27 protein-coding genes and 1 pseudogene are annotated in these 25,036 nt (G+C 68.9%); 11 read left to right on the forward strand and 17 right to left on the reverse strand.

The window, feature by feature from the left end:
- Positions 1 to 18: 18 nt before the first annotated feature.
- From IM25_RS10495 to IM25_RS10505, 3 genes are read right to left on the reverse strand one after another with little or no spacing between them, the layout of a single operon-like run.
- Complete coding sequence (locus IM25_RS10495) at positions 19 to 510, reverse strand: CinA family protein (RefSeq protein ID WP_006551643.1); 492 nt, start codon at positions 508 to 510, stop codon at positions 19 to 21.
- The gene (locus IM25_RS10500) at positions 500 to 1,276 is read right to left on the reverse strand and encodes a pyrimidine reductase family protein (protein ID WP_198162576.1); all 777 of its coding nucleotides are present in this window, start codon (positions 1,274 to 1,276) and stop codon (positions 500 to 502) included. Before IM25_RS10500 ends, IM25_RS10495 begins: the two co-directional genes overlap by 11 nt.
- 37 nt (positions 1,277 to 1,313) lie before the next feature.
- On the reverse strand, positions 1,314 to 1,823 hold the full coding sequence (locus IM25_RS10505; protein ID WP_006551641.1) for a flavin reductase family protein: 510 nt from the start codon (positions 1,821 to 1,823) through the stop codon (positions 1,314 to 1,316).
- A 98-nt stretch (positions 1,824 to 1,921) separates the two neighbouring features.
- Between IM25_RS10505 and IM25_RS10510 the strand changes: the two genes are divergently transcribed.
- From IM25_RS10510 to IM25_RS10520, 3 genes are read left to right on the forward strand one after another with little or no spacing between them, the layout of a single operon-like run.
- Positions 1,922 to 3,043, forward strand: coding sequence for a YihY/virulence factor BrkB family protein (locus IM25_RS10510; RefSeq protein WP_024103103.1), 1,122 nt, complete (start codon positions 1,922 to 1,924; stop codon positions 3,041 to 3,043).
- Complete coding sequence (locus tag IM25_RS10515) at positions 3,040 to 3,462, forward strand: phage holin family protein (protein WP_006551639.1); 423 nt, start codon at positions 3,040 to 3,042, stop codon at positions 3,460 to 3,462. The genes IM25_RS10510 and IM25_RS10515 overlap by 4 nt, the downstream gene beginning before the upstream one ends.
- The gene (locus IM25_RS10520; protein ID WP_019289912.1) at positions 3,459 to 3,701 is read left to right on the forward strand and encodes a DUF3618 domain-containing protein; all 243 of its coding nucleotides are present in this window, start codon (positions 3,459 to 3,461) and stop codon (positions 3,699 to 3,701) included. The genes IM25_RS10515 and IM25_RS10520 overlap by 4 nt, the downstream gene beginning before the upstream one ends.
- A gap of 85 nt (positions 3,702 to 3,786) precedes the next feature.
- Here IM25_RS10520 and IM25_RS10525 read toward each other — a convergent pair whose 3' ends face one another.
- Positions 3,787 to 5,679, reverse strand: coding sequence for a propionyl-CoA synthetase (locus IM25_RS10525; RefSeq protein ID WP_065996021.1), 1,893 nt, complete (start codon positions 5,677 to 5,679; stop codon positions 3,787 to 3,789).
- 130 nt (positions 5,680 to 5,809) lie between these two features.
- Here IM25_RS10525 and IM25_RS10530 point away from each other — a divergent pair, with 130 nt between their 5' ends.
- The gene (locus tag IM25_RS10530) at positions 5,810 to 6,484 is read left to right on the forward strand and encodes a GOLPH3/VPS74 family protein (RefSeq protein ID WP_033096774.1); all 675 of its coding nucleotides are present in this window, start codon (positions 5,810 to 5,812) and stop codon (positions 6,482 to 6,484) included.
- A gap of 16 nt (positions 6,485 to 6,500) precedes the next feature.
- Here the strand turns inward: IM25_RS10530 and IM25_RS10535 are convergent, their stop codons facing one another.
- The 10 genes and pseudogenes from IM25_RS10535 to IM25_RS10580 all read right to left on the reverse strand — a co-directional run bounded on the left by IM25_RS10535 (position 6,501) and on the right by IM25_RS10580 (position 15,699).
- Positions 6,501 to 8,006, reverse strand: coding sequence for a carboxyl transferase domain-containing protein (locus IM25_RS10535; protein ID WP_033096773.1), 1,506 nt, complete (start codon positions 8,004 to 8,006; stop codon positions 6,501 to 6,503).
- Positions 8,007 to 8,124: 118 nt separating this feature from the next.
- A complete protein-coding gene (locus tag IM25_RS10540; protein WP_033096772.1) occupies positions 8,125 to 9,318 on the reverse strand; it encodes an ABC transporter permease in 1,194 nt (397 codons plus the stop codon).
- Positions 9,315 to 10,205, reverse strand: coding sequence for an ABC transporter ATP-binding protein (locus IM25_RS10545; protein ID WP_065996022.1), 891 nt, complete (start codon positions 10,203 to 10,205; stop codon positions 9,315 to 9,317). The genes IM25_RS10540 and IM25_RS10545 overlap by 4 nt, the downstream gene beginning before the upstream one ends.
- The gene (locus IM25_RS10550; protein ID WP_065996023.1) at positions 10,202 to 10,738 is read right to left on the reverse strand and encodes a hypothetical protein; all 537 of its coding nucleotides are present in this window, start codon (positions 10,736 to 10,738) and stop codon (positions 10,202 to 10,204) included. The genes IM25_RS10545 and IM25_RS10550 overlap by 4 nt, the downstream gene beginning before the upstream one ends.
- A gap of 1 nt (position 10,739) precedes the next feature.
- Entirely contained in the window at positions 10,740 to 11,012 is a 273-nt protein-coding gene (locus tag IM25_RS10555) for a helix-turn-helix transcriptional regulator (RefSeq protein ID WP_033096769.1), read from the reverse strand.
- Positions 11,013 to 11,081: 69 nt separating this feature from the next.
- Positions 11,082 to 11,459 carry an RNA-binding S4 domain-containing protein gene (locus IM25_RS10560; protein WP_006551630.1) on the reverse strand — a complete coding sequence of 126 codons (378 nt, stop codon included), beginning with the start codon at positions 11,457 to 11,459 and terminating at the stop codon, positions 11,082 to 11,084.
- On the reverse strand, positions 11,460 to 13,097 hold the full coding sequence (locus IM25_RS10565) for an ABC-F family ATP-binding cassette domain-containing protein (protein WP_019289905.1): 1,638 nt from the start codon (positions 13,095 to 13,097) through the stop codon (positions 11,460 to 11,462).
- Positions 13,098 to 13,165: 68 nt separating this feature from the next.
- Positions 13,166 to 13,456: pseudogene (locus IM25_RS10570) on the reverse strand (MFS transporter); the annotation flags it as partial.
- Positions 13,457 to 13,498: 42 nt separating this feature from the next.
- Complete coding sequence (locus tag IM25_RS10575) at positions 13,499 to 14,572, reverse strand: S1C family serine protease (RefSeq protein WP_065996024.1); 1,074 nt, start codon at positions 14,570 to 14,572, stop codon at positions 13,499 to 13,501.
- Entirely contained in the window at positions 14,569 to 15,699 is a 1,131-nt protein-coding gene (locus IM25_RS10580; protein ID WP_006551626.1) for an NAD(P)-binding domain-containing protein, read from the reverse strand. The genes IM25_RS10575 and IM25_RS10580 overlap by 4 nt, the downstream gene beginning before the upstream one ends.
- A 131-nt stretch (positions 15,700 to 15,830) precedes the next feature.
- On the opposite strand from IM25_RS10580, the gene IM25_RS10585 reads away from it, so the two are divergent.
- From IM25_RS10585 to IM25_RS10595, 3 genes are read left to right on the forward strand one after another with little or no spacing between them, the layout of a single operon-like run.
- A complete protein-coding gene (locus IM25_RS10585) occupies positions 15,831 to 16,721 on the forward strand; it encodes an SPFH domain-containing protein (RefSeq protein ID WP_065996025.1) in 891 nt (296 codons plus the stop codon).
- Positions 16,722 to 16,733: 12 nt separating this feature from the next.
- Entirely contained in the window at positions 16,734 to 16,943 is a 210-nt protein-coding gene (locus IM25_RS10590; RefSeq protein ID WP_006551624.1) for a hypothetical protein, read from the forward strand.
- A 6-nt stretch (positions 16,944 to 16,949) separates the two neighbouring features.
- The gene (locus IM25_RS10595; RefSeq protein WP_019289900.1) at positions 16,950 to 17,633 is read left to right on the forward strand and encodes a DUF2332 family protein; all 684 of its coding nucleotides are present in this window, start codon (positions 16,950 to 16,952) and stop codon (positions 17,631 to 17,633) included.
- 65 nt (positions 17,634 to 17,698) lie between these two features.
- Here the strand turns inward: IM25_RS10595 and IM25_RS26790 are convergent, their stop codons facing one another.
- Together IM25_RS26790 and IM25_RS26795 are read right to left on the reverse strand one after the other, a co-directional pair.
- A complete protein-coding gene (locus IM25_RS26790) occupies positions 17,699 to 18,004 on the reverse strand; it encodes a TetR/AcrR family transcriptional regulator C-terminal ligand-binding domain-containing protein (RefSeq protein WP_232333439.1) in 306 nt (101 codons plus the stop codon).
- A gap of 67 nt (positions 18,005 to 18,071) precedes the next feature.
- Positions 18,072 to 18,248 carry a TetR/AcrR family transcriptional regulator gene (locus tag IM25_RS26795; RefSeq protein WP_232333440.1) on the reverse strand — a complete coding sequence of 59 codons (177 nt, stop codon included), beginning with the start codon at positions 18,246 to 18,248 and terminating at the stop codon, positions 18,072 to 18,074.
- A gap of 150 nt (positions 18,249 to 18,398) precedes the next feature.
- Between IM25_RS26795 and IM25_RS10605 the strand changes: the two genes are divergently transcribed.
- The 4 genes from IM25_RS10605 to IM25_RS10620 all read left to right on the forward strand — a co-directional run bounded on the left by IM25_RS10605 (position 18,399) and on the right by IM25_RS10620 (position 23,138).
- Entirely contained in the window at positions 18,399 to 19,130 is a 732-nt protein-coding gene (locus IM25_RS10605) for an enoyl-CoA hydratase (RefSeq protein ID WP_033096765.1), read from the forward strand.
- Positions 19,127 to 20,260: an MBL fold metallo-hydrolase gene (locus tag IM25_RS10610; protein WP_033096764.1), complete on the forward strand. Its 1,134-nt coding sequence runs from the start codon at positions 19,127 to 19,129 to the stop codon at positions 20,258 to 20,260. Before IM25_RS10605 ends, IM25_RS10610 begins: the two co-directional genes overlap by 4 nt.
- Positions 20,261 to 20,312: 52 nt before the next feature.
- Entirely contained in the window at positions 20,313 to 22,790 is a 2,478-nt protein-coding gene (locus tag IM25_RS10615) for an HAD-IC family P-type ATPase (protein ID WP_024103116.1), read from the forward strand.
- A 63-nt stretch (positions 22,791 to 22,853) separates the two neighbouring features.
- On the forward strand, positions 22,854 to 23,138 hold the full coding sequence (locus IM25_RS10620) for an antitoxin (RefSeq protein ID WP_019289896.1): 285 nt from the start codon (positions 22,854 to 22,856) through the stop codon (positions 23,136 to 23,138).
- Positions 23,139 to 23,162: 24 nt separating this feature from the next.
- On the opposite strand, the gene IM25_RS27595 is transcribed toward IM25_RS10620, so the two are convergent.
- The gene (locus IM25_RS27595) at positions 23,163 to 24,806 is read right to left on the reverse strand and encodes a TIGR03885 family FMN-dependent LLM class oxidoreductase (protein ID WP_442971915.1); all 1,644 of its coding nucleotides are present in this window, start codon (positions 24,804 to 24,806) and stop codon (positions 23,163 to 23,165) included.
- Positions 24,807 to 25,036: the final 230 nt, after the last annotated feature.

Raw genomic sequence — 25,036 nt, forward strand, 5'->3', positions numbered from 1 at the left:
GAAGATCGCATCCGATTTTCAGGCGGATGCGCGCTCGACGAGCAACGACAGGGCGTGACGCACCGTCCTCGCGAGCACGTCCTGGGGATCACCGTCGAAGCGCTGCTCCTCGCTGCGGGTGCCGTCCGGACCGGTCGTCGCGAAGCACACCGTGCCCGGCGGGCGGCCGTCCTGCGGGTCGGGCCCACCGGCTCCGCTCACGGCGACGACGATGTCCGCGCCCAGGAGGCGGGAGGTGCTCTCCGCCATCGTGCGGGCCGCGCTCTCGGACACGACGGGGCCCTCCGGAACCTCGAGCAGGCCGTACTTGACCTCGCGCGAGTACGCGACGATGCCGCCGCGGAACCAGTCGGAGCTGCCCTTCGCGGCACCCAGGCGGGCTGCGAGCGTGCCCGCGGTGAGCGACTCCGCGCAGCCGAGCGTCAGCTCCTTGTCGGAGGCGAGCTGTGCCAGCTGCTCGATCAACTCGTCGGAGGTGTCCGTCCCCTCCACCACGTCGTCATCGGCCATGCGTATCTCCTTCCAGAGCATCGGGTCGCACCCAGCGGGTGAGCAGGGTGCCGTCGTCGTCGCACACCAGGTGCGCACGTTGCAGGGGTGTCAGAGCGGCCGTCGGCGAATGCGCGATACGCGCGGCGCTGCCGGCGGCCAGGACCGGAGCCCAGGTCAGGCACAGCTCGTCGACGACGCCGTCCTCGATCATGCGGCCGAACAGATTCGGTCCGCCCTCGCACAGCACCCGGAGCCATCCCGCCTCGCCGATCGCCGCGAGCAGGGAGGGGCCGTCGATCACTGCGTCGGCGATGACGCGGACGTCGCCTCCGGCGGCCTCCACCGCGCGCCGGGCGGTCTCGGGGGCCCGTGCGGTCGTGAAGACCACGGGCGGGATCGTCGTGTCGGTGAACAGACGCAGGTCGGGCGGCAGGTCGCACGAGGCGGTCACCACCGCGACCGGCGGTATCGGAGCGAGTCCGGCCTCCTCGCGGCGCACGCGCAGGGCCTCGCTGGTCCTCGCGCCGCCGTAGTTCTCGGCCCGCACGGTGCCTGCGCCCACGAGGATCACATCGGCGAGTTCGCGCAGCAGCCCGAAGCCCTTCTTGTCGGCGGGCGAGCCGAGGGCGCCCGATCGTCCCTCGACCGCCACGGCTCCGTCGAGGGAGGACACGAAATTGATCCGCATCCACGGCCGGGACAGGTCGTCGGGATAGGCGTAGAGAGCGCGCAGCGCCGTGTCGTCCACGTGCTGCGTCGCATCGGTGCCGTCGAGTCGTCGCATGACGCCGATCAGACCACTCCCGCCCGCCGGATGCACGTCACGCGCCGTGCCCGGCGTCGAGATCACCCACGGACTTGAAGGTCATGAGGCGGTCCAGGTCGCCACGGAGCTCACCGCGTTCGGGTTCGAGGAGGAAACCGCCGTGGTCGCCGGTCGTGAAGGTCTCGAGGATCCGGCCGACGAACCACGCGCGCGGGCCGTCCAGCACGGGTAATGCGTGGGGTCCCTCGTGCCACGAGCAGCGGTCGAACTTGTCGATGTCGTCGCCGGTGTGCTCGCCGAACAGCGCTGCCAGTTCGCGGTCTGCCGGGGTCAGGACGTGCACGGCGAGGTGCTTCGCCTTCGACGCCACCCGGTAGGTCCGGTTCTTGTTCGACAGCGCCACCAGGAAGCGGGCCGGATCGATCGCGGACTGGGTCGCGAAACCGATCAGGCAACCGCTGCGTTCCTCGCCGTCGAATGCGGTGACGATGAACATCGGGTAGTCGAGCTGCGAGGCGATGCCCGCGAAACCGTCGGCGGATCCTTCGAGTGGGGTGCCGGCCATGAGCGGAATCGTACGGCCGTCACACCGATGCGGCGGTGGTTCGGCCGCGGTGCGGCTGTGAGTTTGGTCGGTGTGCGAGGTGGGGTCCCCGCCGCAGTATGGACGCCGAGCACAGAGGTGATGGATCGTCGGGTGCCACCCTCGCCCCCGATGACCCGCGCAAACCCGACTCACCGACCGATCTGTCCACGCCGTCGTGGAAATATGTGCTGCGCAGGACGATTCGGGAGTTCAGTCGGGACCAGTGCACCGATCTCGCAGCCGCACTGACGTACTACGCCGTCCTGTCGCTGTTCCCTGCGCTGCTCGTCGTGGTCTCGTTGCTCGGCGTGTTCGGCCAGGGACAGACGACGGTCGACACCGTGCTCGGCATGGTCGAGGACCTCGGCCCGTCCTCCGCCGTCGACACCCTGCGAGGACCGATCGAACAGCTCGTGTCCGCACCGACAGCCGGATTCGCCCTGATCGTCGGTATTCTCGGCGCGCTGTGGTCGGCCTCGGGATATGTCGGCGCCTTCGGCCGCGCCATGAACCGGATCTACGAGATCGAAGAGGGCCGGCCCGTCTGGAAGCTGCGTCCGCTGATGCTGCTGATCACCGCTGTGGCCCTGGTGGCCGCCGGGACGACCGCCCTGATGCTCGTGATCAGCGGCCCGGTCGCACGCACGATCGGCGACGTCATCGGCCTCGGCGACACCGCCGTGACGGTGTGGAACATCGTCAAGTGGCCCGTGATGCTTGCGCTGGTGGTCATGATCGTCGCGGTGCTGTACTACGCGACGCCCAACGTGTCCCAGCCGAAGTTCCGCTGGGTCAGCCTCGGATCGCTCATCGCGATCGTCGTGTGGATCGTGGCTTCGGTGGCATTCGCCTTCTACGTCTCGAATTTCGGCAGCTACAACAAGACCTACGGCTCACTCGCCGGTGCGGTGATCTTCCTGTTGTGGTTGTGGATCACCAATCTGGCCTTGTTGTTCGGTGCCGAGTTCGACGCCGAGATGGAACGTGGCCGCCAGCTGCAGGCCGGTATGCCTGCCGAGAAGACATTGCAACTGCCCGAACGTGATTCGCGCGCGAGCGAGAAGAACGCCGCCAAGCTGGAGGAACTCGTCGAGCACGGGCGGAAGCTGCGCGAAGCCCACAGCGCCGACGGCTCCTCCGGAGAGGCGGCCGACCCCGTGGGCCCTACCGGGCCCACGACGGAAAGGAATCCGCGATGACGACACCCGGCAATGCGCGCCCCGTAGCCGAACAACCGAAGAACCTGTCCACTGTCGAACTCACCGAGCGGCTCACCGAACAGGTCTCGACCCTGGTGCGGACCGAGGTCTCGCACGCGCTCGAGGAAGTCAAGTCCAAAGGCACCCGCATCGGTGTGGGCGTGGGGATCTCGGGTGCGGGAGCGATCCTGTTGTTCCTCGGTCTGGCGACCCTGATCGCGACGGCCGTGCTCGGCCTCGCCACCGCCGTCGAACCGTGGCTCGCGGCCCTCATCGTCGCGCTCGTGGTGCTCGCGGTCGGTGGCATCCTCGCCGCGGTCGGTGCCTCGAAGGCGAAGAACGCCGCACCGCCCGTGCCGGAACGCACGGTCGCCAGTGTCCGCGCCGACATCGACGCCGCGAAGGGAGCAACGAAGTGACCGCATCCGACAACGGTGGTCGTCCGGACGAGGTGGCCGACATCGAACGTCAACGGGCCGAACTCGCCGCGACCGTCGGCGAACTCACCGACAGACTCGACGTGCCCACCCGGGTCAAGCAGTCCGCGGCCGAACGGGCCCAGGAAGTCCGCAACCGGCCCGATCTGATCGCGGTGGCCGGCGGGGTCATCGCGGCCGTGCTCGTGCTGATGGTCGTGAGGCGCAGACGGAAGAAGTGACGTAGGCGTACTCGAGCGGACGGATACTCGTGTTCTGCACCGAGTATCCGTCCGCTGCTGTGTGCAGGCTCAGCGGGGCGTGCCGTCAGCCGCCGAGCTGTTCCTTCAGCGCGTCGAGCACGGCCGGGTCCTCGATCGTCGACGGCACGGTGTACTCCTCGTGGTCGGCAATCTGCCGCATGGTCTTGCGGAGGATCTTGCCGGAGCGCGTCTTCGGCAGGGCCTGGACCACGGTCACGTCGCGGAAGGTCGCGACCGCACCGATCTGGTCGCGGACCATCGTGACGAGTTCCTGACGCAGGGTCTCGGGCTCGATCTCCACACCGGCCTTGAGCACCACGTAACCCGAGGGGCGCTGGCCCTTCAATTCGTCGCGGATGCCCACCACGGCGCATTCGGCGACAGCGGGATGCGAGGCCACCACGGCCTCCATGCTGCCGGTCGAGAGCCGGTGCCCGGCAACGTTGATCACGTCGTCGGACCGGCCGAGGACGAAGACGTAGCCGTCCTCGTCGACATAGCCCGAGTCGCCGGTGAGGTAGTAACCAGGGAAGGTGTCGAGGTACGACCGGCGGTACCGGTCGTCGTCCTGCCACAGGCCGGCCAGTGTGCCCGGCGGCAACGGCAGGCGGATGACGATGTTGCCCTCGGTGTTCGGATCGACGGGCTTGCCCTCTCCGTCGACGATCTCGACCCGGTAGCCCGGCACGGGGACAGTGGGGGAGCCGGCCTTGAGCGGCATCGCCTCGAGCCCGCGCAGATTCGCCGCGATCGCCCAGCCCGTCTCGGTCTGCCACCAGTGGTCGACCACCGGGCGGTCGAGCACCTTCGTCGCCCAGTGGTAGGTGTCGGGGTCGAGGCGCTCACCGGCGGCGAAGAGCGTCTGCAGCGAGTCGATGGGGTACTTCCTCAGTTCCTCGGCGTTCGGATCCGCCTTGCGCACAGCGCGAATCGCCGTGGGAGCGGTGAACAGTGCCTTGACGCCGTTCTCGGCGATGATCCGCCAGAACGCACCCGCATCGGGGGTGCCGACGGGCTTGCCCTCGTACATCACCGTCGTTGCTCCGACCAGCAGCGGGCCGTAGACGATGTAGGAGTGGCCGACCACCCAGCCCACATCGGACGCGGTCCACCACACGTCGCCCGGATCGATGTCGTAGATGTTGCGCATCGACCACGTCAGGGCCACGGCGTGCCCACCGTTGTCGCGGACCACGCCCTTGGGCTTCCCGGTGGTGCCGGAGGTGTAGAGGATGTAGAGCGGGTCGGTCGCCGCGACCGTCACGGGCTCCGCAGGGGACGCGTCGGCGCACAGCTCGTCCCAGTCGAACCACGCCGCCGAGGACGTCTGGTAGTCGGCCGCCGATCCGGGGATCTGCTCGCGGTTCTTCACGATCACGGTGTGCGGCGGGGTCGGCGACAGGCCGATCGCCTGCTCGACGATCGGCAGGTACTCGACGGTGCGGCCGGGGTCGAGACCACCGGAGGCGGTGACGAGCACGACCGGCGTGGCGTCGTCGATGCGGGTCGCGAGTTCCTTCGCGGCGAACCCGCCGAACACCACCGAGTGCACTGCCCCGATGCGGGCGCAGGCGAGCATCGCGATGGCGGCCTCGGGGATCATCGGCATGTAGACGATGACGCGGTCGCCGGCGGCGACACCCTGGTCGCGCAGCACACCGGCGAACTTCGCGACCTCGTCGAGCAGTTCGGCGTAGGTGTAGGTGCGCTTGGCCGGAACCATCGCCGAATCCCAGATCAGGGCCGGGCGGTCGCCGTTGCCGGCGTCCACGTGCCGGTCGAGTGCGTTGACGCTGGTGTTCAGGGTGCCGTCCGGGAACCACTTGTACGACGGTGCCGCCGAGTCGTCGAGAGCTCGCGTCGGCGCGCTCTCCCACTCGACCGCGCGGGCGGCCTCGAGCCAGAATCCCTCCGGATCCTCGGTGCTCCGACGGAACGCCTCCTCGTACGAGCCCATCGTTCGTGTCCTTCCTCGACGGCGGTTGTGGCCCGAACCACTCTATGTGACCTGCAAGGGGGTGGCTGCAGGTCTGCGTCGGACGGACACGACCAGGCGACGAACGGACGAAGTGCCTACCCTGAGCCGCATGACCTCGATCGCGGAAGACCTGCTGCTCCTGCTTCTGGACGACGAATCGGGAAAGCCTCTCGTCGACGGAGTGAAACTGCCCCGCGTTCTCGCGGGTGCGGTGCTCCTCGAACTCGCCCTCGACGACGTGGTGGCGGTCGACACCGAGGGGGAGCAGGTGAAGAAGGGGCGGATCGCGATACGCACCGAGGCACGACCCGCCGATCCGATCCTTGCCGAGGCAGTCGAGCGTCTCGGCTCGGGCAGGCCGCTGAAGCCGACGTCGGCCATCGAGAAACTGCAGAAGGACCTGCAGGAGAAGCTTCTCGCGCGGGTCGTCGAGCAGGGCTGGGTCTCGGAGGAGCGCGGGAGGATCCTCGGCGTGTTCCCGACGAAGAAGTGGCCCGCGATCGATTCCACCCACGAGCAGCGCGTCCGCGACCTGATCCGCGCGGCGTTGATCGACGGCCTGACCCCGGAGCCGCGCACCACGGCGCTGATCGCGCTGCTGTCGGCGGCGGATGCGGCGCCGAAGGTGTTCCCGGACGCCGACAAGCGGGCAGTGAAGAAACGAGCGAAGGAGATCGCGCAGGGCGAGTGGGCGGCCGAGGCGGTGCGCGACGCCGTCGCATCCGTCAACGCGGCCATGATGGCCGCCGTCGCGGCCGGCGGGGCGGTGGCGGGTTCGAGCTGATCCGGATCGCGCCGGGTCAGGAGTGCACGCCGAGCTTGCGGTACCGCTCGATCCGTCGCCGGTAGCGGTCCTCCGCGGGCTCGTCGGTGAGGATCGCGAGTTCGCGGGCGACCGCAGCACCGACCCGCTTGACGAACGAGACGGGTTCCTCGGTGGCATCGGGGTGCTCGGGGACGATCGCGTCGACGACACCGTTGCGCAGCAGGTCGCGGGAGCGGATCCCCTGATCCTGCGCCATGGCCGGTGCGTGGGTGGTGTCGCGGTGCACGATCGCACTCGCGCCTTCGGGCGGGAGCGGGGCGAGCCAGCCGTGCTGCGCGCACAACACGCGGTCGGCGGGCAGCAGGGCGAGCGCGCCGCCTCCGGTTCCCTGACCGAGCAGCACCGACACCGTCGGGGTGGGCAGAGTGACGAGATCGGCCAGGCAGCGGGCGATCTCGGGTGCGAGCCCGCGTTCCTCTGCCTCCTTCGACAGCGACGCGCCGAGGGTGTCGATGACGAGCACGAGCGGCAGGCGCAGTTCGTCGGCGAGACGCATCGCGCGGCGGGCCTCGCGCAGTGCTCCCGGCCCCATCGTGCGTTCGGGTGACTGTCCCGCACGGTCCTGGCCGAACATCACACACGACACGCCGCGGAACCGGGCGAGGGAGAGCAGGACGGTGCGATCGGATTCGCCCTCACCGGTCCCGGACAGGGGGACCTGCGCGGAGGCGGCGTGACGCAGCAACTGCCGGATACCGGGCCGTTCGGGCCGTCGGCTGAGCATTACCGAATGCCAGGCCGGGATGTCGGGCACGTCGTCGACGGTGGTGATCGCCGGACTCGACGTCACCTCGGGCCGGTTGCCCTCGACGAGTACGCGCAGCAGCCGGTGCACGACCTGACGCACACCGCCGAGGGGCACGACCCCGTCGATCACGCCCTTGCGGTACAGGTTCTCCGCGGTCTGGACGTCCTCGGGGAAGTTCTCCTGGTAGAGCGCCTTGTAGACGCGCGGACCGAGGAACCCGACGAGCGCGCCCGGTTCGGCGGCAGTGACGTGCCCGAGCGACCCCCACGACGCGAACACCCCGCCCGTCGTCGGATTGCGCAGGTACACGAGATAACCGAGATGTGCGGCCTTGTGCGCAGCGACGGCGGCGGCGATCTTCACCATCTGCACGAAGGCGAGGGTGCCCTCCTGCATGCGGGTGCCACCCGAGGTGGGCGACGCGAGCAGGGGCAGTCCCTCGGCGGTCGCGCGTTCGACGGCGGTGACGATGCGTTCGGCGGCGGCGACACCGATCGAGCCTGCGAGGAAAGAGAATTCGCACACGATCAGAGCGACCCGGCGGCCGTGGACGGTGCCCGAACCGGTGAGCACGGATTCGTCGACCCCGGACTTCTCGGCGGCCCTGTCCAGATCGGCGAGGTACTTCTCGCCGGCCCCGACATCGATCGGCGGAACGTCCCAGGAGACGAAGCTTCCCGGGTCGAGCACCTTGTCGATGAACTCCTGCGCCGAGATCCTGCTACCGGCCACGTCGCCTCCACCTGTCCTCGTCCGTCGCGGTCAACCTATACCGGCGCGAACGAGGGGGAGGACATGTGCGTGTTCTTGCGACACACCGCATATATCCTCCCCCTCGTTGTGGGATCGGCTATCGGCCGAGCGCTTCCTTCCACGTGACCGTCCGGCCGATGCGCAGGATCGACCGCTGGTAGATGCGCGCGGCGATCACACTGAGCATCGCGATCGCGGCGACCATCAGCACGATGGTGCCGACGATCTGCACCGGCGTGGCCACGCCCGCCGCGATGCGCAGCGGCATGAGGATCGCGGAGAACGGCGGGATCCAGCTCAGCGTGGTGCTCCATCCGGCCTCGGGGTCGTCGACCGACGAGAACGCCGCGAAGAACATCGCGAGAATCAGCATCACCAGCGGACCCGAGGTGGAATTGACGTCCTCCTGCCGCGACACCATCGACCCCGCCGCCGCGTAGAGGACGGCGAAGAACGCGAAGCCGAGGACGAACCAGCCGAGGGTGCCGGCGAGCACGCCGAGGGCGGTGCCGGTGATCGTGAGGGTGTCGGTGGCGAGCGCCGTGCCGACACCGACCGCGCCGTAGGCGGTGAGTTGCAGGAGCCCGACCGCGCCGATGCCGAGGATTTTGCCCCACAGCAGTTGCAGGGGACGCAGCGTGGACAGCAGCAGTTCGACGACACGCGAGGACTTCTCCTCGACGACACCCATCGCGACGTACATGCCGAACATCAGGATCTGCATGTACAGCAGGATCACCGCGATGATCGAGAGGATGATGCGTTGTCCCTGTTCGGGGTCCGGCGGGTCGATGGCGTCGACGGTCACGGTCGCCGCGGAGACGTCGGCCGCGACCGCGGCGGGATCGACGCCGCGGTCGGTCAGCGCGGCGACCTGGGCCTGCTGCACGACAGCGGCCTCGACGACCGCGCGGACGTCGGTGTCGAGTTCCGATTCGGTGATCGCTGTGACGGATGCGCCGTCGCCGGGGACGAGCGCGACGTCGAGATCGCCGGAGGACACCTGCTCGCGGGCGGTGGCGGCGTCGGGAACGTCGGAGACCTCGAGCGGAGTGCCGACGGTCTCGCCGAGCGACTCGATCGTCGTCTGCAGCGCGGGCGCCCCCACGACTCCGACGGTGGGCCGGTCGTCGTCGCCGCCGGACAGGATCGAGGTGGCGACGATACCGACGACGATCGCGACGAGGATGATCGCGTTGCTGATCAGGAAGCTCTTCTTCTGAACCTGCGTGACGAACTCGCGCGACGCGACGAGACCGACCGCGCGGGCGTTGCTCAACGGGGCGCTCATGCGGAAACCACCTCTCGGAACAGCTCGGTCAGGGATGGGCGTCGGAGCGAGAACTCGTGGACCGGGCCGGTGGCCAGGGCCGCCTTGAGGATCAGCTGGTCGTCGGCGCCGGGGGTGATGGTGAGCACGGTGCGCTCGTCCTCGTACTCGGCGTGCGTGACGCCCGGCAGACCGTGTGCCCAGCCTCGGGGTGCCTGCGGCGCGTGGACGACGAGGAGCGCGTCGCCCTTGGACCGCAGGTCGTCGACGGTGCCCACGGCGCGCATCCGACCTGCGCCGATGATGCCCACGCGGTCGCACAGGCGCTGGACGAGGTCGAGCTGGTGGCTCGAGAACACCACCGGCACGCCATCTTTCGCCTTCTCGAGCAGGACGTCGCTCATGACGTCGACGGCTACCGGGTCGAGGCCGGAGAACGGCTCGTCGAGGACGAGGACCTTCGGGTCGTGCACGAGAGCCGCGGCGAGCTGCACGCGCTGCTGGTTGCCGAGCGACAGGGCGTCGACGGTGTCGCCGAGACGTTCGGCGATGCCGAGCCGTTCGGTCCACCGTTGCACCGCCTCCGACGCCTCCGACTTCGAAAGGCCGTGCAGCCGAGCGAGATAGGACAGTTGCTTGCCGACCTTCATCTTCGGATACAGGACGCGTTCCTCGGGCATGTACCCGATGTTGCGGCGCATCTCGAGGTCGACCGGCTTCCCGTCGATGCGGACCTCGCCGGAGTCGGCGGCCAGGACGCCGAGGGTGATCCGCATGGTGGTGGTCTTGCCGGCGCCGTTGCTGCCGACGAAACCGAACAATTCGCCGGGGCGGACTTCGAAACTCACGCCGTCGAGGGCGACCGTGTCGCCGTAGCGCTTCGAGAGATTGTCGATCGTCAGTGTCACAGCAGGTCCTCCGGATCGTCGTCGGGGCGGGTCCAGGCGAGCAGAACGGCGGGCAGGCAACCGCTGAACAGGATCGAGGCGAGAGCGAATCCGCCTGCGGAATAGGCGAGTGCCCGATGGTCGATCGAGTCGATCGCCGGGCTCCACAGCAACGCGAAGATCGGGATCATCAGCAGGCCCTGCGCCACGGACAGGCCGATCGAGCGGGCGCTGTTGCGCTCGGCGATCTCGCGTTCATCGAGGGCGCGACGGGGTGCATCGGACTGCCTTCCCGACACGATCTGCAGACACGTCCAGGTGGGCAGGAACACCAGCGTCACCGGCAGCCAGGCGATCGCCGCCGCCATCGTGAAGTACGACGCGATCGACGCGACGAACATCAGCGCGATCAGCGCCATGACGGCGACGGCGAGGATGCGGCGGCGACGGCGGGGACGCCAGTTCGGCATCCACCCCCCGGTGATCTCCTCGTTCTTCAGGAACCTGCGGGTGCGGTACTCCTCGTAGCGATCGAGCAGGGATTCTGTGGTCATCTCAGGCCTCCTTCCGGGGCTTGTACAGCTCGGTCGACAACGGCGTGAACTCGGTACGGGAGAAGACGGCTTCGACCGGTAGTCCGAAGACATCGCAGATGCGGAAGGCGAGATCGAGGCTCGGATAGTGGTCGCCGCGTTCGAGTGCTCCGACGGTCTGCGGGTTCACATCGATGAGCGCGGCCAGTTGTGCGCGGCTCATGCCACGCTCCGCGCGCAGGACGCGGATGCGGTTGTAGATGGGGAGAGCTTCCCCACGACGCACCGGACTCATGGAACAAAGTGTTGTGAAAACCCAACGCTTTGTCAATGGGAGAGGATGGATCGATATGTCGTAGTGTTGTCAGTCGTCGTCGGCGAAACCGCGGAGACGGTCGAGTTCGCGGCGTTCCTTCTTCGTCGGACGGCCCGCCCCGCGGTCGCGGCGGGGGAGCGCCGCGAGGATCTCCTTCGGTGGAGGCGGGGGACTGTGATCGATGTAGGCGGTCGCGGCGATCGGTGCACCCACGCGCTTGTTCACGAGCTGGGTGACCTCGACGATCTTCTCCGTTCCGTGCGCGCGTACGCGGACCTCGGCTCCGATCGTCACCGGCGTCGACGGCTTGGCCGTCACACCGTCGACGCGGACGTGCCCGGCGCGGCACGCGCTCGCCGCGGCGGACCGGGTCTTGAACAGCCGGACCGACCACGTCCAGCTGTCCACGCGCACGCTTCCACCCATCTACATCAACTCCTCGCTCAGCTTCCCGTCGTCGAGCATCCATCGACGTGTCGTCCGTGTGGTCTCCAGCATGCGGCGATCGTGCGTGATCAGCAGTAGGGTTCCCTCGAAACTGTCGACGGCCTGCTCGAGTTGCTCGATCGCCGGCAGATCCAGGTGGTTGGTGGGTTCGTCGAGCACCAGCAGATTGACGCCGCGTGCCTGCAGCAGTGCGAGTCCCGCGCGGGTGCGTTCGCCCGGCGACAGCGACGACGCCGTCCGCAGGACGTGGTGTCCTTTGAGGGCGAACTTCGCCAGCAGGGTCCGCACGTCGGCGTCCGGCCAGTCGGGCACGTTGCGCCCGAACGCCTCGACCAGCGGTTCGTCCCCCTCGAACAGGCTGCGGGCCTGATCGATCTCGCCGACGAGAACACCCGACCCCAGCGACGCGCGACCGGTATCCGGTTCGATCGTGCCGAGCAGCAACCGGAGCAGCGTAGACTTTCCCGCGCCGTTCGGGCCGGTGACGACGATGCGTTCGCCCCACTCGACCTGCGTGGTGATCGGCCCGAGGACGAAGTCGCCCCGCTGGACGACGGCCTCGCCGAGGGTCGCGACCACCGTGCCGCTGCGTGGGGCGGCGGCGATGCACATGCGCAGTTCCCATTCCTTGCGCGGCTCCTCGACGACGTCGAGCCGCTCGATGCGCCGCTGCGTCTGACGCGCCTTCGCCGCCTGCTTCTCGGTGGCCTCCGCGCGGTGCTTGCGTCCGATCTTGTCGTTGTCCTTGGACTTGCGGCGCGCGTTGCGGACGCCGTGTTCGAGCCAGTTGCGTTGCATCCGGGCGCGTTCCTCGAGCTGCGACTTGGTGTCGGCGAACTCCTCGTACTGTTCGCGCGCGTGTCGGCGCGCCACCTCGCGCTCGACGAGATACGCCTCGTACCCGCCCTCGTAGACCGAGATCTGCTGCTGCACGGGATCGAGTTCGACGATGCCCGTCACCGTGCGCGCGAGGAATTCGCGGTCGTGGCTGACGACCACCAATGCCGTGCGTGTCTCGTCCACGAAGCGTTCGAGTCGTTCGAGGCCGGCCAGATCCAGGTCGTTCGTCGGTTCGTCGAGCAGGAGCACGTCGTAGCGCGACAGCAGCAGTGCCGCCAGCCCGGCGCGGGCGGCCTGGCCACCGGAGAGCGCCGTCATCGGAGCGTCGAGGCCCGCTTCCAGGCCGAGGTCGTCGATCACCTTCTCGGCGCGCTCGGCGAGGTCGGCCCCGCCGAGCGCCAGCCACCGTTCGAGCGCCGGGGTGTACTCGTCCTCGTCGGAGTCGCCGAGTCGCTCGGCAGCGGCGTTCATGACGTGTTCTGCCGCCGCGACACCCGTGCGACGTGCGAGGAAACCGAGGATCGTCTCGCCCGGCACCCGTTCGGGTTCCTGGGCGAGATAGCCGATGGTGGCGTCGGGCGGGCTGAGGACCACCGAGCCGGTGACATCGGCGTCACCGATCCCTGCGAGGGTCGTGAGCAGCGTCGATTTCCCGGCGCCGTTGGCCCCCACGAGGCCGATCACATCGCCGGGTGCGACGGTGAGATCGAGTCCGTCGAACAGGACACGTTCCCCGCGGGAGGCCGACAGGCCGTTGATACGAAGTGTTGCGCTCACGCTCCGAGTATCCCGGGTGCGACGAATCCGAGGTCCGGCGCGGGTCGGTACCGGCCACGAGCGGCCCCTCAGCCGCCGCACTCCGCGGGCACGATCCCAACGTCGCCCACCGGGACGGCGTCGAGTGGATTGTCGATCTCGTCGCGCCGCGTCCGGGCCGCGACGATCACGATCACCGCGGCGACGGCCGGCACCAACCCGGCGATCGCGAAGGTCGGCGCGAGCCCGACCGTGAGGGCCAGCGGCCCGGCCACGGCCATGGACAGCGGCATGAACACGATCGAGACGAAGAAGTCGAGACTCGAGACCCGACCGAGCAAGTGCGCGGGCACCCGCCGTTGCAGCAGCGTTCCCCACACCCCCGGGTGACCGATCAACCGATTTTTCCGTGAGCGTCGCCGTCAGCGTGCGGGTCCGACTTCGAGAACGATGTCTGCGGAGCGTCTTTCGTCGTTCTCGGTGGTCCACTCGATCGACACGACGTCGCCGGGACGGTGACGGAGCAGACGTTCCTCGAGTTCTCCGGTCGACGAGACGCGCTCCCCGTCGAACGACACCACGACGTCGCCGGCGTCGAGACCGGCGTGATAGGCGGGACTGTCGTAGGACACCCACAGCACCTCGGCCCCGAGATCCTGCCCGTCCTTGCGGGCGGTGGTGACGCTCGCGCCCAGCCGGGGCGTCGGGCCCACGTGCACCGACCCTTCGCTCACTCCCGTCCGCACCTGCTCGACGACGGTGATCGCCTCGGTGATGGGCACGGCGTACGCCTCGGGGGTCGTATCGGGCGAGGTGTCGATGTTCCGCTGCACCGCACCCGCGGTGTTGATCCCCACGACCGTTCCGTACTCGTCGACGAGCGGCCCGCCGGAATCACCCGGCCGGATCGGGGCATCGGTGCGGATCATCCCGGTGAGGCGGTGACGTGAACCGTCCGTGGCGTCGCGCACCACCACATTGCGGTCGAACTCGACGATGGTGCCGGGGGTCGCCACGACGACCCCACCGCCCTGGGAATTGCCGAAGGCCGTGACCCGGCTGCCCACCGGCGGCAGGGCCTCGGCGATCGCGGCGGCCGGGAGATCGCTCGCGGTGCCGAGCCGCAGGACGGCGAGATCGCGCTCGCGGTCGTAGCCGAGGACCTCCGCGTCGTAGATCAGACCGTCCGCGCCGCTCACCGCGCTGATATCGGTGGCTCCGCTCACCACATGATGGTTCGTGACGACCGTGCCGTCCGGGGTGATCACGATCCCGGTGCCCGTCATGCCCGTCCATCCCGCGCTCGCGTCGATCGTCACGACGACCGGCAGGGTGCGCGCGGTGAGTTCGTCGGCGGTCAGCGGTGTCGGGGAAGGAGCGACCGGCGCCGGCGGTGGGGGAGGGAGTGCGACGTCGACCAGGGCCGGTGCCGATGCGACGAGACTGGCGGTGGTCGCGAGCGCGACCAGCAGCACCGATCCGCCCCGCCCGCTCACTGCTGCGGCACCTCGCCGGTGAGATGGTCGACCAGTTCCCGGGCCGCGGCGCGACCGGCGCGGTTCGCTCCGATCGTGGACGCCGACGGGCCGTAGCCGACGAGATGGATGCGCGGATCCTTCGCGACGCGGGTCGCGAGCCGGCCGTCCATCGTGATGCCGCCACCGGCGTTGCGCAACGACAGCGGTGCGAGATGGTCGAGGGAACTCCGGAATCCGGTGCACCACAGGATGACATCGACGTCGAGTGTCCGGCCGTCGCTCCAGCGGACGCCGGTCTCGGTGATCTCGGAGAACATCGGGGACCGCTCCAGCGCGCCGCGTTCGCGCGCGGCCCGAAGCGCCGGGGTGAGCGGGAGCGCGGTGACGGAGACGACCGATCCGGGTGGCAGTCCGCGTCGTACCCGATCCTCCACGAGAGCGACGGCGGCGTGACCGCGCTCGGCCGTGAAAGGTTCCTCGCTCCAAGCAGGTTCGCGTCGCGTCACCCAGGTGGTCTCGGTGACGCGGGAGATCTCGTCGAGGAGCTGGACCGCGGAGATGCCGCCACCGACGACGAGCACGTGCTGCCCGGTGAACTCCTCGGCCGTTCGGTAGTCCTTGGTGTGCAGCTGCCGTCCGGTGAACCGCGCGGCGCCGGGATACCAGGGGACGAAGGGGCGCTCCCAGGTGCCGGTCGCGTTGATGATGCCGCGTGCCGCGTAGACGGCCGATTCGGTCTCGACGCGCAGTCGCTCGCCGCGGTCGCACACGACCCGCACGGTGGTGGGGCGGTGGACGGGAAGGTCGAACTCCTTCTCGTAGGCGGCGTAGTACTGCGGTACCGCAGAGGCTGCCGGAACCTCGCCCGCGGAGGTGTCGACGACGTCCGCGAACGCGAGGCCGGGCAGGTCGTGGACGCCGTTGACGGTGCTCAGTGTCAGTGATGGCCAGCGGTCCTGCCATGCCCCGCCGGGGCCGAACGAGCGGTCGAGGACGACGAATCCTGTTTCGGGTGCGACTCCGAAGCGGGTGAGGAAGTAGGCGGTCGACAGGCCGGCCTGCCCGGCGCCGATCACGACGATGTCGACCGGCGCCGCATCGGCGGTCTGTACCTCGGCCGCATCGAGTGCCTCGTCGGCGAGCATCGCGAGCCTCCCTCTCGGATCGTTGTCCTTCATCATGCCGCGATCGCGGCCGGTGCGCGGAGGGAACGCTGTCCGCAGCCGTAGAAATGTGATATCACTTTAATATCGCTTTGATCCTGGGAGGTAGGAACATGGATGTCGTGCAGTCGCCCGTGACCGTCGAGCGGCCGGGTGCCTCGTCCAACGGCTGGTCGGTACTGATCGCCGCTCTGGTCGCAATCGCCGTCGGCGCCGGTCTGATCGGCTGGGGAGCAGTGGATGTCACCGTTCCGCTGATCGTCGCCGGCGCCGTCATCGTGGTGCTCGCCCTCGTGCCGCTCGCCGGACTCGTCCTCGTCGAACCGAACGAGGCCCGTGTCCTCCAACTCCTCGGCAGCTCGTACACCGGCACCCTGCGCGAACCCGGTCTGCGCTGGATGAACCCGCTCAACCCCCGCCGCAAGATCTCCACCCGCATCCGCAACCACGAGACGGGCAGAGCCAAGGTCAACGACGCCGACGGCAACCCCATCGAGATCTCGGCGGTCATCGTGTGGCAGGTCGAGGACACCGCGCGCGCCGTCTTCGACGTCGACGACTTCGAGGAGTTCGTCGCCGTGCAAACCGAGGCCGCGGTCCGCCACATCGCCGGTTCGTACCCATACGACGCTGCGCCGGAAATGATGTCGCTGCGTCAGAATGCCGACGAGATCACCACCAAGCTCTCGGCCGAGGTCCACGACCGCGTGCAGTCCGCCGGTATCCGCGTCATCGAGACCCGCATCAACCAGCTCGCCTACGCACCCGAGATCGCCCAGGCGATGCTGCGACGTCAGCAGGCCGGCGCTGTCATCGCCGCCCGCGAACAGATCGTCAAAGGTGCCGTCTCGATGGTCGGCACCGCCCTGGCCCGCCTCGAGGCCGAACACACGGTCGAACTCGACGAGGAACGCAAGGCCGCGATGGTCTCGAATCTCCTCGTCGTGTTGTGTGGAGACCAGAGTGCTCAGCCCGTCCTCAACACGGGATCGCTGTACCAGTAGGGATCATGCGGCATGGTCGAACGTAAGAAGGTGCTGCTGCGCCTCGACCCGGCAGTCCACGACGCGCTCGCGCGGTGGGCTGCCGACGAGTTGCGCAGCACCAACGCCCAGATCGAGTTCCTGCTCCGGCGGGCCCTCACCGAGGCCGGCCGGATGCCGCGCGAGGTGGGGCGCATACGCGGACCGGGCCGTCCGCGTGCCGATGCCCACGACGAGGAGTGAGCAGACATGGCCGGCACGGCACGACGGGGAGGCACTACCGACGAGACGGGTCGCTACGCGGTGCTCTATCCCGCGCTCGCCGAGGCGGCCCACCGCGTAGGCGCGACCGCGATCGGTCTGATCGACGTGGGACGCCCCGCTGCGCTGAACCTGTGCGTCGACCGCGTGGGCATCACCTACAGCGACGGGGTGTTCCTGGGCGACCCGGATTCTCCTGTGCAGGAGAGTTGTTCGATCGTCCACGGCGGGGCGGTTCCCGACCGGACGATGCCTCCGGTGGTCAGGCGCGTCGCCGTGACACGGCACCGCCCCGACGTCGAGGACGCCCTGCTCGCCGAGGACCCACCCGTCCGGTTCTACGGCGACGTCGTGGAACTGCTGTCCGAGGCGATCGCGGCGGTACCCGAGGATGCCCTGGTCGTCGTGACGACTACCAGGGCTCTGTCACGTCTGCCGATCCCGCGGCGCCCGTCGTTCGTCGACCGCCTTCGTGACGCGGCCACGGGACGAACGGTCGCGTGGGTGTCGGCCGAGGGTGTAGGTGTCGCGCCGTCGGTCCCGACGCTCGGTGATCGTCCGGCCTCCGGCCACAGCATCGTCGGCATCGCGTTGTACGAGGGCGCCGAGCATCGGGTGGACGCGGTGGCGCGCTGCTGGTCGCGAGGCCGAATTCTCGACTGGTTCCACTGATCTCGATTCCACTGTTTCGGTGGTTCCACCCCCCGCTCGGCGGGGTCGGATCTACCGAAATCGGATCAGGCGGCGAAGGTCGGTAGCAGGGTTCGCGTGATGCGAGCGGGCCAGTCCTCGTCCACCTCGCCGCGACGCGCCTGCTCGGCGAAGTAGGCTCCGACCACGCAGTCCAGGAAGGTCTCCACATCGAGATCGGCGCAGACGGTTCCGTCGTCGCAGTGGCGTCGGATGGCCTCGGCGAGCACCTGCCGGTGGCGCATCAACAGAGATCGCATCAGCTCGGTGAACCACGGTTCCTGTTCGGTGACGAGCGCCGCGAGCCCACCGAGCCCGATGCCCTCGTCGACGGAGAGACGGGACTGCTCCACCACCCACCGCAGGAGCTCTTCGGCCGTGGCCTCCGGTTCCGGGGTGCCGATCGGGTGAGGGGTTCCATCACCGCCTCAGCATCTCGCTGCGATCCCGGTACCGGCGGTAGATCGTCGTCCGGGCCATGCCGGCGACGTTCGCGACCGCTTCGATCGTGACGGCCTTCGGCCCCTTCGTGCGCAGCAGCAGGAGCACCGTGTCGGCGATCCGCTGTTCGGGTGAGGGTGTCGTCGCGGCGTCCATCGGCCTTCGGCCTCTTCTTTCGGGTGTCGGGTCGGCCGCTCTGGCGAGCATCTTCGCGCCGTGGTCGTTGGTCGATCCGGCGCCTCGCCCACACTCGCGGGGAGGGTGGAATGATGCGGGGTGTTCGGTGACGAAGGGATGGGTCGACACATGATCGGGATCAGCCGCGACGGCGACGTCGTGACCGTGGAACTGCAACGCGAAGAGCGTCGTAACGCGCTCAACACGCAGCTGTGCGTGGAGATCCGCGAAGCGGTGGACAAGGCCGTGGCGGACGACGCGCGTGTCGTGGTGATCACCGGGCGGGGCACGAGCTTCTGCGCCGGGGCCGATCTCTCCGGCGACGTCTACGCCGAAGGGTTCACCGACAGCCTCGCCGAGATGCTGCGCACCATCGTCGAGGCTCCGATCCCGGTGATCGCGGCCGTCAACGGCCCGGCCATCGGTGCCGGCACCCAACTGACGCTCGCGGCGGATCTGAGGGTCGTGGCGCCCACTGCACGATTCTCGGTTCCTGCTGCGCGCCTGGGTATCTCGGTGGATCGATGGACGGTCCGGCGACTCGCCTCGCTCATCGGCGGCGGGCCGGCACGCGCAGTCTTCCTCGCCGCCGAACCCGTCCACGCCGAGGAAGCCCTCGCGCGTGGACTCGCCAATCGCATCGGCGACCTCGCCGACGCGCAGGCATGGGCGCACGAGATTGCGAAGCTCGCGCCGCTGTCGCTGAACGCGATGAAGTTGTTCCTCAACGACGACGGCACCCGCGACGAGGCCACGCCCGAGCAGACCGCCGCACTCGCCGCGGCGTGGCTCAGCGAGGACGCCCAGGAGGCCAGGCTCGCTCGTGCCGAGCGCCGCGACCCGACCTTCCGCGGACGATGAACATCCGGTCCGCCGTCTCGGCAGCGCTCGCCGGAGCAGGCACGCTGTGGGTCGCGCGCGCCGTGAACGGCCTGCCCGGTTCCATCGGCGCCTCGGTCTCCGACATCCGTCCCTACGCCGCCGCGTCGCCCCGCTACCGCGACGGTCGTTTCCACAACACCGACCCTGCGTCCGTGCTCGGCGCCGAGGCGGCGGGCGGTTTCGCGAAAGACCTGCTCACCCGCGGGTCGCGGGGGAGACCTCGCACCGAGGTGCCGTTGTCGACCTATCTCGCGCCGGTCGACGCGGCGGAACTCGCCGTGACGTGGTTCGGGCACTCGACCGCCCTCGTCGAGGTCGACGGCTACCGGGTGCTGTGCGACCCGGTGTGGAGCGAGCGCGTGTCACCCTCACCGACTGTCGGCCCGGCACGTCTGCATCCGGCGCCGGTCGAACTGCAGACCCTGCCGCGCCTCGACACGGTGGTGATCTCGCACGACCACTACGACCATCTCGACCGATTCACGGTCGAGAGCCTCGCCGTGCTGCAGCCGACCGTCCGGTTCGTCGTGCCGCTCGGGGTGGGCGCGCACCTGCGCCGCTGGCGGATCGCCGAGGAACGCATCGTCGAACTCGACTGGGACGAACACGTCGAGGTGGACGGCCTGCGCATCACGTGCACCGAGGCCCGGCACTTCTCCGGGCGCGGCCTGCAGCGCAACATCACGTTGTGGTCGTCGTGGGTGTTCACCGGGCCGACGCGCCGGGTGTTCTTCGGCGGCGACAGCGGGTACACCCCGCGGTTCGCCGACGTCGGCGAGGCCTACGGCCCGTTCGACCTGACATTGCTGCCCGTGGGCGCCTACGACAAGCGATGGCCTGACGTGCACATGAACCCCGAGGAGGCGGTGCGCACGCATCTCGACCTCGGTGGCGTCGACCGTCACGACAGTCTGTTGGTCCCCGTGCACTGGGGAACCTTCGACCTCGCCTTCCACGCCTGGTCGGAGCCCATCACCCGGCTGCTGCCCGCCGCGCGGGAGTCGGAGGTGATCACGGCGGTGCCGATGCCGGGTCAGCGGATCGACGTGTCGAAGTCCGATGCGTCGAAGTCCGTCGCGGTCGATCCGTGGTGGCTCACGTCGAGCTGATCCCCCTGCCACGGCACTGGTTGTTCGCTTTCGTGCCCTAATCTGGTTCGTCATGGCAGTAGAAGAGCCCACGACGGTGGTGGGAACGGGCGAGGCACCGGTCCTCGCATCCGACCATGCAGCCACGGGGCTGTCCACCGAGCAGGTCGCCGAGCGTGTGGCACGTGGCCTCACCAACGATGTCCCCGACCGCGCGTCCCGATCGGTCAAGGACATCGTCCGGGCCAACGTGTTCACCCGGATCAACGCGATCCTCGGGGTGCTGCTGCTGATCGTGCTGGCCACCGGCTCGATCATCGACGGCATGTTCGGTCTGCTGATCATCGCGAACAGCGGCATCGGCATCATCCAGGAGGTGCGTGCCAAGCGCACCCTCGACAAGCTGGCCATCGTCAGCCAGACGAAACCCGTCGTGCGCCGGGACGGCATCGCCGCACCGATCGCTCCGCGCGAGGTGGTGCTCGACGACATCATCGAGCTCGGCCCCGGCGACCAGCTGGTCGTCGACGGCGAGGTGGTCGAGGCCCAGGGTCTCGAACTCGACGAGTCGCTGCTGACGGGTGAGTCGGATGCCGTGCACAAGGTGCCCGGCTCGACGGTGATGTCGGGCAGCTTCGTCGCCTCCGGCTCCGGCTCCTACCGTGCGACGAAGGTCGGCCGCGACGCCTACGCGGCGCGACTCGCGGAAGAGGCGAGCAAGTTCACGCTCGTGAAGTCGGAGCTGAACGCGGGCATCAACAAGATCCTGCGTTTCATCACCTACCTGATGATCCCCGCAGGTCTGCTCATCATCTACAACCAGCTCTTCTCCAGCGGCGAGTCGCTCGGCCCCGCGCTGAGCGGCATGGTCGCCGCCCTCGTGCCGATGGTGCCCGAGGGTCTCGTGCTCATGACGTCCATCGCGTTCGCGGTCGGAGTCGTCCGCCTCGGACGTCGTCAGTGCCTCGTGCAGGAGCTGCCGGCGATCGAAGGCCTCGCGCGCGTCGACGTGGTGTGTGCCGACAAGACCGGCACGCTCACCGAGAACGGCATGCGCCTGTCCGATCTCGAGTCCCTCGACGGCAGCGGCCTCGACGAGGCCCGCGCCGCCCTGGCCGCGCTCGCGGCCGACGACCCGCGTCCGAACGCCAGCGTCCTCGCGATCGCCGAGGCGTTCCCCACCGCCCCCGGCTGGGGCGAGCCGACGGCGGTCGCGCCGTTCTCGTCGGCGAAGAAGTGGAGCGGCCAGTCGTACGGCACCCACGGCAACTGGCTGCTCGGCGCACCCGACGTGCTGCTCGACCCCGGCACCGAGGCGGCGCGACGCGCCGAGGAACTCGGCTCGAGCGGGCTGCGGGTGCTGCTCCTCGCATGCAGCGACCGCCCGGTCGACGACGAACTCGCCCCCGGCACGGTCACGCCCGTCGCGCTCGTCGTCCTCGAACAGCGGGTGCGCCCGGACGCGAAGCCGACCCTCGAGTACTTCGCCGGCCAGCAGGTCGACGTCAAGGTCATCTCCGGCGACAACGCGATCGCCGTCGGTGCGGTCGCCTCGTCGCTCGGCCTGCCGGGTAGCGCGTCTCCCATCGACGCGCGTTCCCTGCCGGAGGGCGAGAACGAACTCGCCGACGTCGTCGAAGGCTCGACGACCTTCGGCCGGGTCCGTCCCGATCAGAAGCGCTCGATGGTCGGCGCGCTGCAGTCGCGCGGTCACACCGTCGCGATGACCGGCGACGGCGTCAACGACGTGCTCGCCCTCAAGGACGCCGACATCGGAGTCGCGATGGGGTCGGGCAGTCCCGCGACCCGCGCGGTCGCACAGATCGTCCTTCTCGACAACAAGTTCGCGACGCTGCCCTACGTGGTGGCCGAGGGTCGCCGGGTCATCGGCAACATCGAACGCGTCTCCAACCTGTTCCTCACCAAGACGGTGTACTCGGTGCTGCTCGCCTTCCTGGTGGGCGTGTCGGGTGTGCTGTCGCAGGTGTTCGACTTCGAGCCGTTGCCCTATCCGTTCCTGCCCCGGCACGTGACGATCGCGGCGTGGTTCACCATCGGCATCCCCGCCTTCCTGCTGTCGCTGGCACCGAACAACGAGCGGGCACGCTCGGGCTTCGTCTCCCGCGTGATGCGACTGGCGATCCCCTCGGGCGTGGTCGTCGGTGTGGCGACCTTCGTCTGTTACGTGCTCGTCTACGGCGGCCCGGAGCAGACCGAGCAGCAGAAGATCCAGGCCGGCACCTCGGCCCTGATCACCCTGCTGATCATCGCGCTGTGGGTGCTCGCCGTGGTCGCCCGCCCGTACCAGTGGTGGAAGATCGTGCTGCTCGCCGGTTCGGTGCTCGGTTACGTGATCCTGTTCTCCGTGCCGTTCACCCGGGAGTTCTTCGCGCTCGATCCGTCGAACGTCGCGTACTCGACGATCGCGGTGACGTGTGGGCTGATCGGAGTCGTCCTCGTCGAGGCCCTGTGGTGGGTGTCGGGACGTCTCCACGGGGAGCATCGCCGCCTGTTCGCCGCCTCCGGCGATCTGCTCCCGGGCGTACACTGACCCGCAGCGCACGGATCGGTGCGCCCGAACCTCACAGCGATCCGACGAGGGAAGGACCGAACGATGGGTTTCATGGATTCGGTGAAGGGCCTTGTGAACAAGGGCAAGGACTACGCCTCGAAGAACCCCGACAAGGCCGATCAGTTCATCGAGAAGGTCGGAGACCAGGTGGACGGACGTACCGGCGGGAAGTACACCCAGCACGTCGACAAGGCGCAGGACGCCGCCCGTCAGCATCTGGGTACCACCGACAATCCCGAACCGGGCGCGCAGCCCGGACCCGGCGGGGAGCCCGGTCCGGAGGGTGGTCCCGGACCCGAAGCGCAACCGGGTCCGCGTCAGCCCTGATCGAGGCAGGGGCGGCAGCCCCGTTCACGGCAGGGATGGCAGTACGGCGTCGCCGAAGGTGTCGATGAACGGGCGCTGATCCGGCCCCACATGGTGCAGATAGATCTCGTCGAAACCGAGTTCGGCGAATTCGCACAAGCGGTCGACGTGTTCGGCGGGATCGTCGGACACGATCACCGCGCCCTCGAGAGCGCCGTCGTCGAGTTCGGCGGCGTGGGCCTCGAATTCCTCGGGCGTGGCGAGTTCTGCCATGAGTTCCGGCGGTAGGGCGTTCGTCGCCCACTGTTCCCGCGCGATCTCCCGAGCGCGTTCCCGCGTGGGCGCCCAACTCAGATGGACCTGCAGCACGGTCCGTCCGCGTCCGCCCCCGTCGCGGTAGGCGCCGAGGATCCGCCGCAGGTCCTCGAGCGGGGCGTTCACGGTGACGAGACCGTCGACCCGGTCGGCGAAACGACCGGCCGTCTCGGGAGTCAGTGCGGGAAGCAGAATGTCGGGAGGAGTCTCCGGCCGGTCCCAGACCCGTCCGCGGTCGACCTTCACCGCGCCGTCGTGGTCGACGACTTCGCCTGCGTGCAGGCGTCGCACGATGTCGAGGTTCTCACCGAGGAGTTGCTGCCGTTCCTCCTTGGATGGCCAGGCGACTCCGGACATGCGTTCGTTGCAGTGCTCGCCGCTGCCGAGTGCGAACCAGAAGCGCTGCGGGAACATCGATGCCAGAGTGGCGGTGGCCTGGGCGGTGACGACCGGGTGGTAGCGGAAGCCGGTCGCGGTGACGACACCGAAACGTAGGTCCGTGGTGGCCAGGGCCGTTCCGAGCCACGACCACGCGAACCCCGAGTGTCCCTGGCGGTGCGACCACGGTTCGATGTGGTCCGAGCACATGGCCGCCCCGAAACCGGCCGCTTCTGCGAGCCGGACGTCCTCGAGCAGGCGGGATGGGGACGCCTGTTCGTGCGAGGCGTGAAAACCTATCAGCGTCATACCTGTCCGCTCCTCCGGTCGATCGGCGATCAGTACTTCTTCGATGAGGGTCAGTGCAGCCGTCATGAGTGCGAGATGGCTCAGTCCCTGGGGGAGATTGCCGAGGAAGGTGCCGTCCTCGGCAATCATCTCCGAGTACAGGCCCGGGCGAACACCTTCGCGTCGGCGCCCTGATCGCGCACCACGCGGAGCAACCAGCTCATCGCGGCGTGCACCTCCTCGCGATCGCCGAGACGGATCAACGCGTGCAGGGTGTAGGCGGCGTCGCGCACCCAGGCGAAACGGTAGTCCCAGTTCTTCTCGCCGTCCGGGATTTCCGGAACGGACGAAGCCGCCGCCGATCGAGCGGCGGGCGAGCTCACCCCAGGGCAACCGCCCGGCGACACCCGTGTCGATCGAATCGGTCACGCGGACCCGGCCCTGCGCGGTGGTGAAGACGGTGCTCAGCACGTTCGTGCCCGTCACGTATGCGCGTTCTACGGTGAACTCGGCGACAGGCTGCAACTCGACGGAACCGCCCGCCGGTGCATCGAGCAGTCGTGCGAAGACCGGGTGCGAATCGAGGAGCGGAACCGGATACCAGTCCACCGAACCGTCCTCGGCGACGACGGCGACGGTGTCACCGTCACCCAGCGCGGCATAGGTGCGCAGGTCCGCATAGCCGTCGTCGTCGCGGGCTGGGATCACACGCACTCCTCGCTGGGGCCGGGTACACGGCGGTCGATCGGTTGCATCCCCCGGCCGCGTCGGGGCAAACGACCTGCCGGTCTCGCTGCGAGATCGGGTGTGCGGGCGCGTCGTGGAAGCAGGAGGGGCGGGGCGAACGGCATCCGGCAGGGCGGCCGAAGAAGAAGACGTGGCCGCCGTGTATCCGGGATTCGTTGTGCCACAGCGAATTTTTCACATCTTCTCGACAT

Source organism: Rhodococcus sp. p52, from assembly GCF_000763325.2.
Lineage (GTDB): Bacteria > Actinomycetota > Actinomycetes > Mycobacteriales > Mycobacteriaceae > Rhodococcus > Rhodococcus pyridinivorans.

Coding starts and splice junctions, on each gene's coding strand:
- IM25_RS10540 (WP_033096772.1), bottom strand. CDS start 9,318: ATGAGCGCCCCGTTGAGCAACGCCCGCGCGGTCGGTCTCGTCGCGTCG.
- IM25_RS10615 (WP_024103116.1), top strand. CDS start 20,313: ATGGCAGTAGAAGAGCCCACGACGGTGGTGGGAACGGGCGAGGCACCG.
- IM25_RS10525 (WP_065996021.1), bottom strand. CDS start 5,679: ATGGGCTCGTACGAGGAGGCGTTCCGTCGGAGCACCGAGGATCCGGAG.
- IM25_RS10580 (WP_006551626.1), bottom strand. CDS start 15,699: ATGCTCGCCGACGAGGCACTCGATGCGGCCGAGGTACAGACCGCCGAT.
- IM25_RS10550 (WP_065996023.1), bottom strand. CDS start 10,738: ATGACCACAGAATCCCTGCTCGATCGCTACGAGGAGTACCGCACCCGC.
- IM25_RS10500 (WP_198162576.1), bottom strand. CDS start 1,276: ATGCGACGACTCGACGGCACCGATGCGACGCAGCACGTGGACGACACG.
- IM25_RS10610 (WP_033096764.1), top strand. CDS start 19,127: ATGAACATCCGGTCCGCCGTCTCGGCAGCGCTCGCCGGAGCAGGCACG.
- IM25_RS10555 (WP_033096769.1), bottom strand. CDS start 11,012: ATGAGTCCGGTGCGTCGTGGGGAAGCTCTCCCCATCTACAACCGCATC.
- IM25_RS10605 (WP_033096765.1), top strand. CDS start 18,399: ATGATCGGGATCAGCCGCGACGGCGACGTCGTGACCGTGGAACTGCAA.
- IM25_RS26795 (WP_232333440.1), bottom strand. CDS start 18,248: ATGGACGCCGCGACGACACCCTCACCCGAACAGCGGATCGCCGACACG.
- IM25_RS10620 (WP_019289896.1), top strand. CDS start 22,854: ATGGGTTTCATGGATTCGGTGAAGGGCCTTGTGAACAAGGGCAAGGAC.
- IM25_RS10585 (WP_065996025.1), top strand. CDS start 15,831: ATGGATGTCGTGCAGTCGCCCGTGACCGTCGAGCGGCCGGGTGCCTCG.
- IM25_RS10495 (WP_006551643.1), bottom strand. CDS start 510: ATGGCCGATGACGACGTGGTGGAGGGGACGGACACCTCCGACGAGTTG.
- IM25_RS10510 (WP_024103103.1), top strand. CDS start 1,922: ATGGACGCCGAGCACAGAGGTGATGGATCGTCGGGTGCCACCCTCGCC.
- IM25_RS10515 (WP_006551639.1), top strand. CDS start 3,040: ATGACGACACCCGGCAATGCGCGCCCCGTAGCCGAACAACCGAAGAAC.
- IM25_RS10505 (WP_006551641.1), bottom strand. CDS start 1,823: ATGGCCGGCACCCCACTCGAAGGATCCGCCGACGGTTTCGCGGGCATC.
- IM25_RS10590 (WP_006551624.1), top strand. CDS start 16,734: ATGGTCGAACGTAAGAAGGTGCTGCTGCGCCTCGACCCGGCAGTCCAC.
- IM25_RS10530 (WP_033096774.1), top strand. CDS start 5,810: ATGACCTCGATCGCGGAAGACCTGCTGCTCCTGCTTCTGGACGACGAA.
- IM25_RS10595 (WP_019289900.1), top strand. CDS start 16,950: ATGGCCGGCACGGCACGACGGGGAGGCACTACCGACGAGACGGGTCGC.
- IM25_RS10560 (WP_006551630.1), bottom strand. CDS start 11,459: ATGGGTGGAAGCGTGCGCGTGGACAGCTGGACGTGGTCGGTCCGGCTG.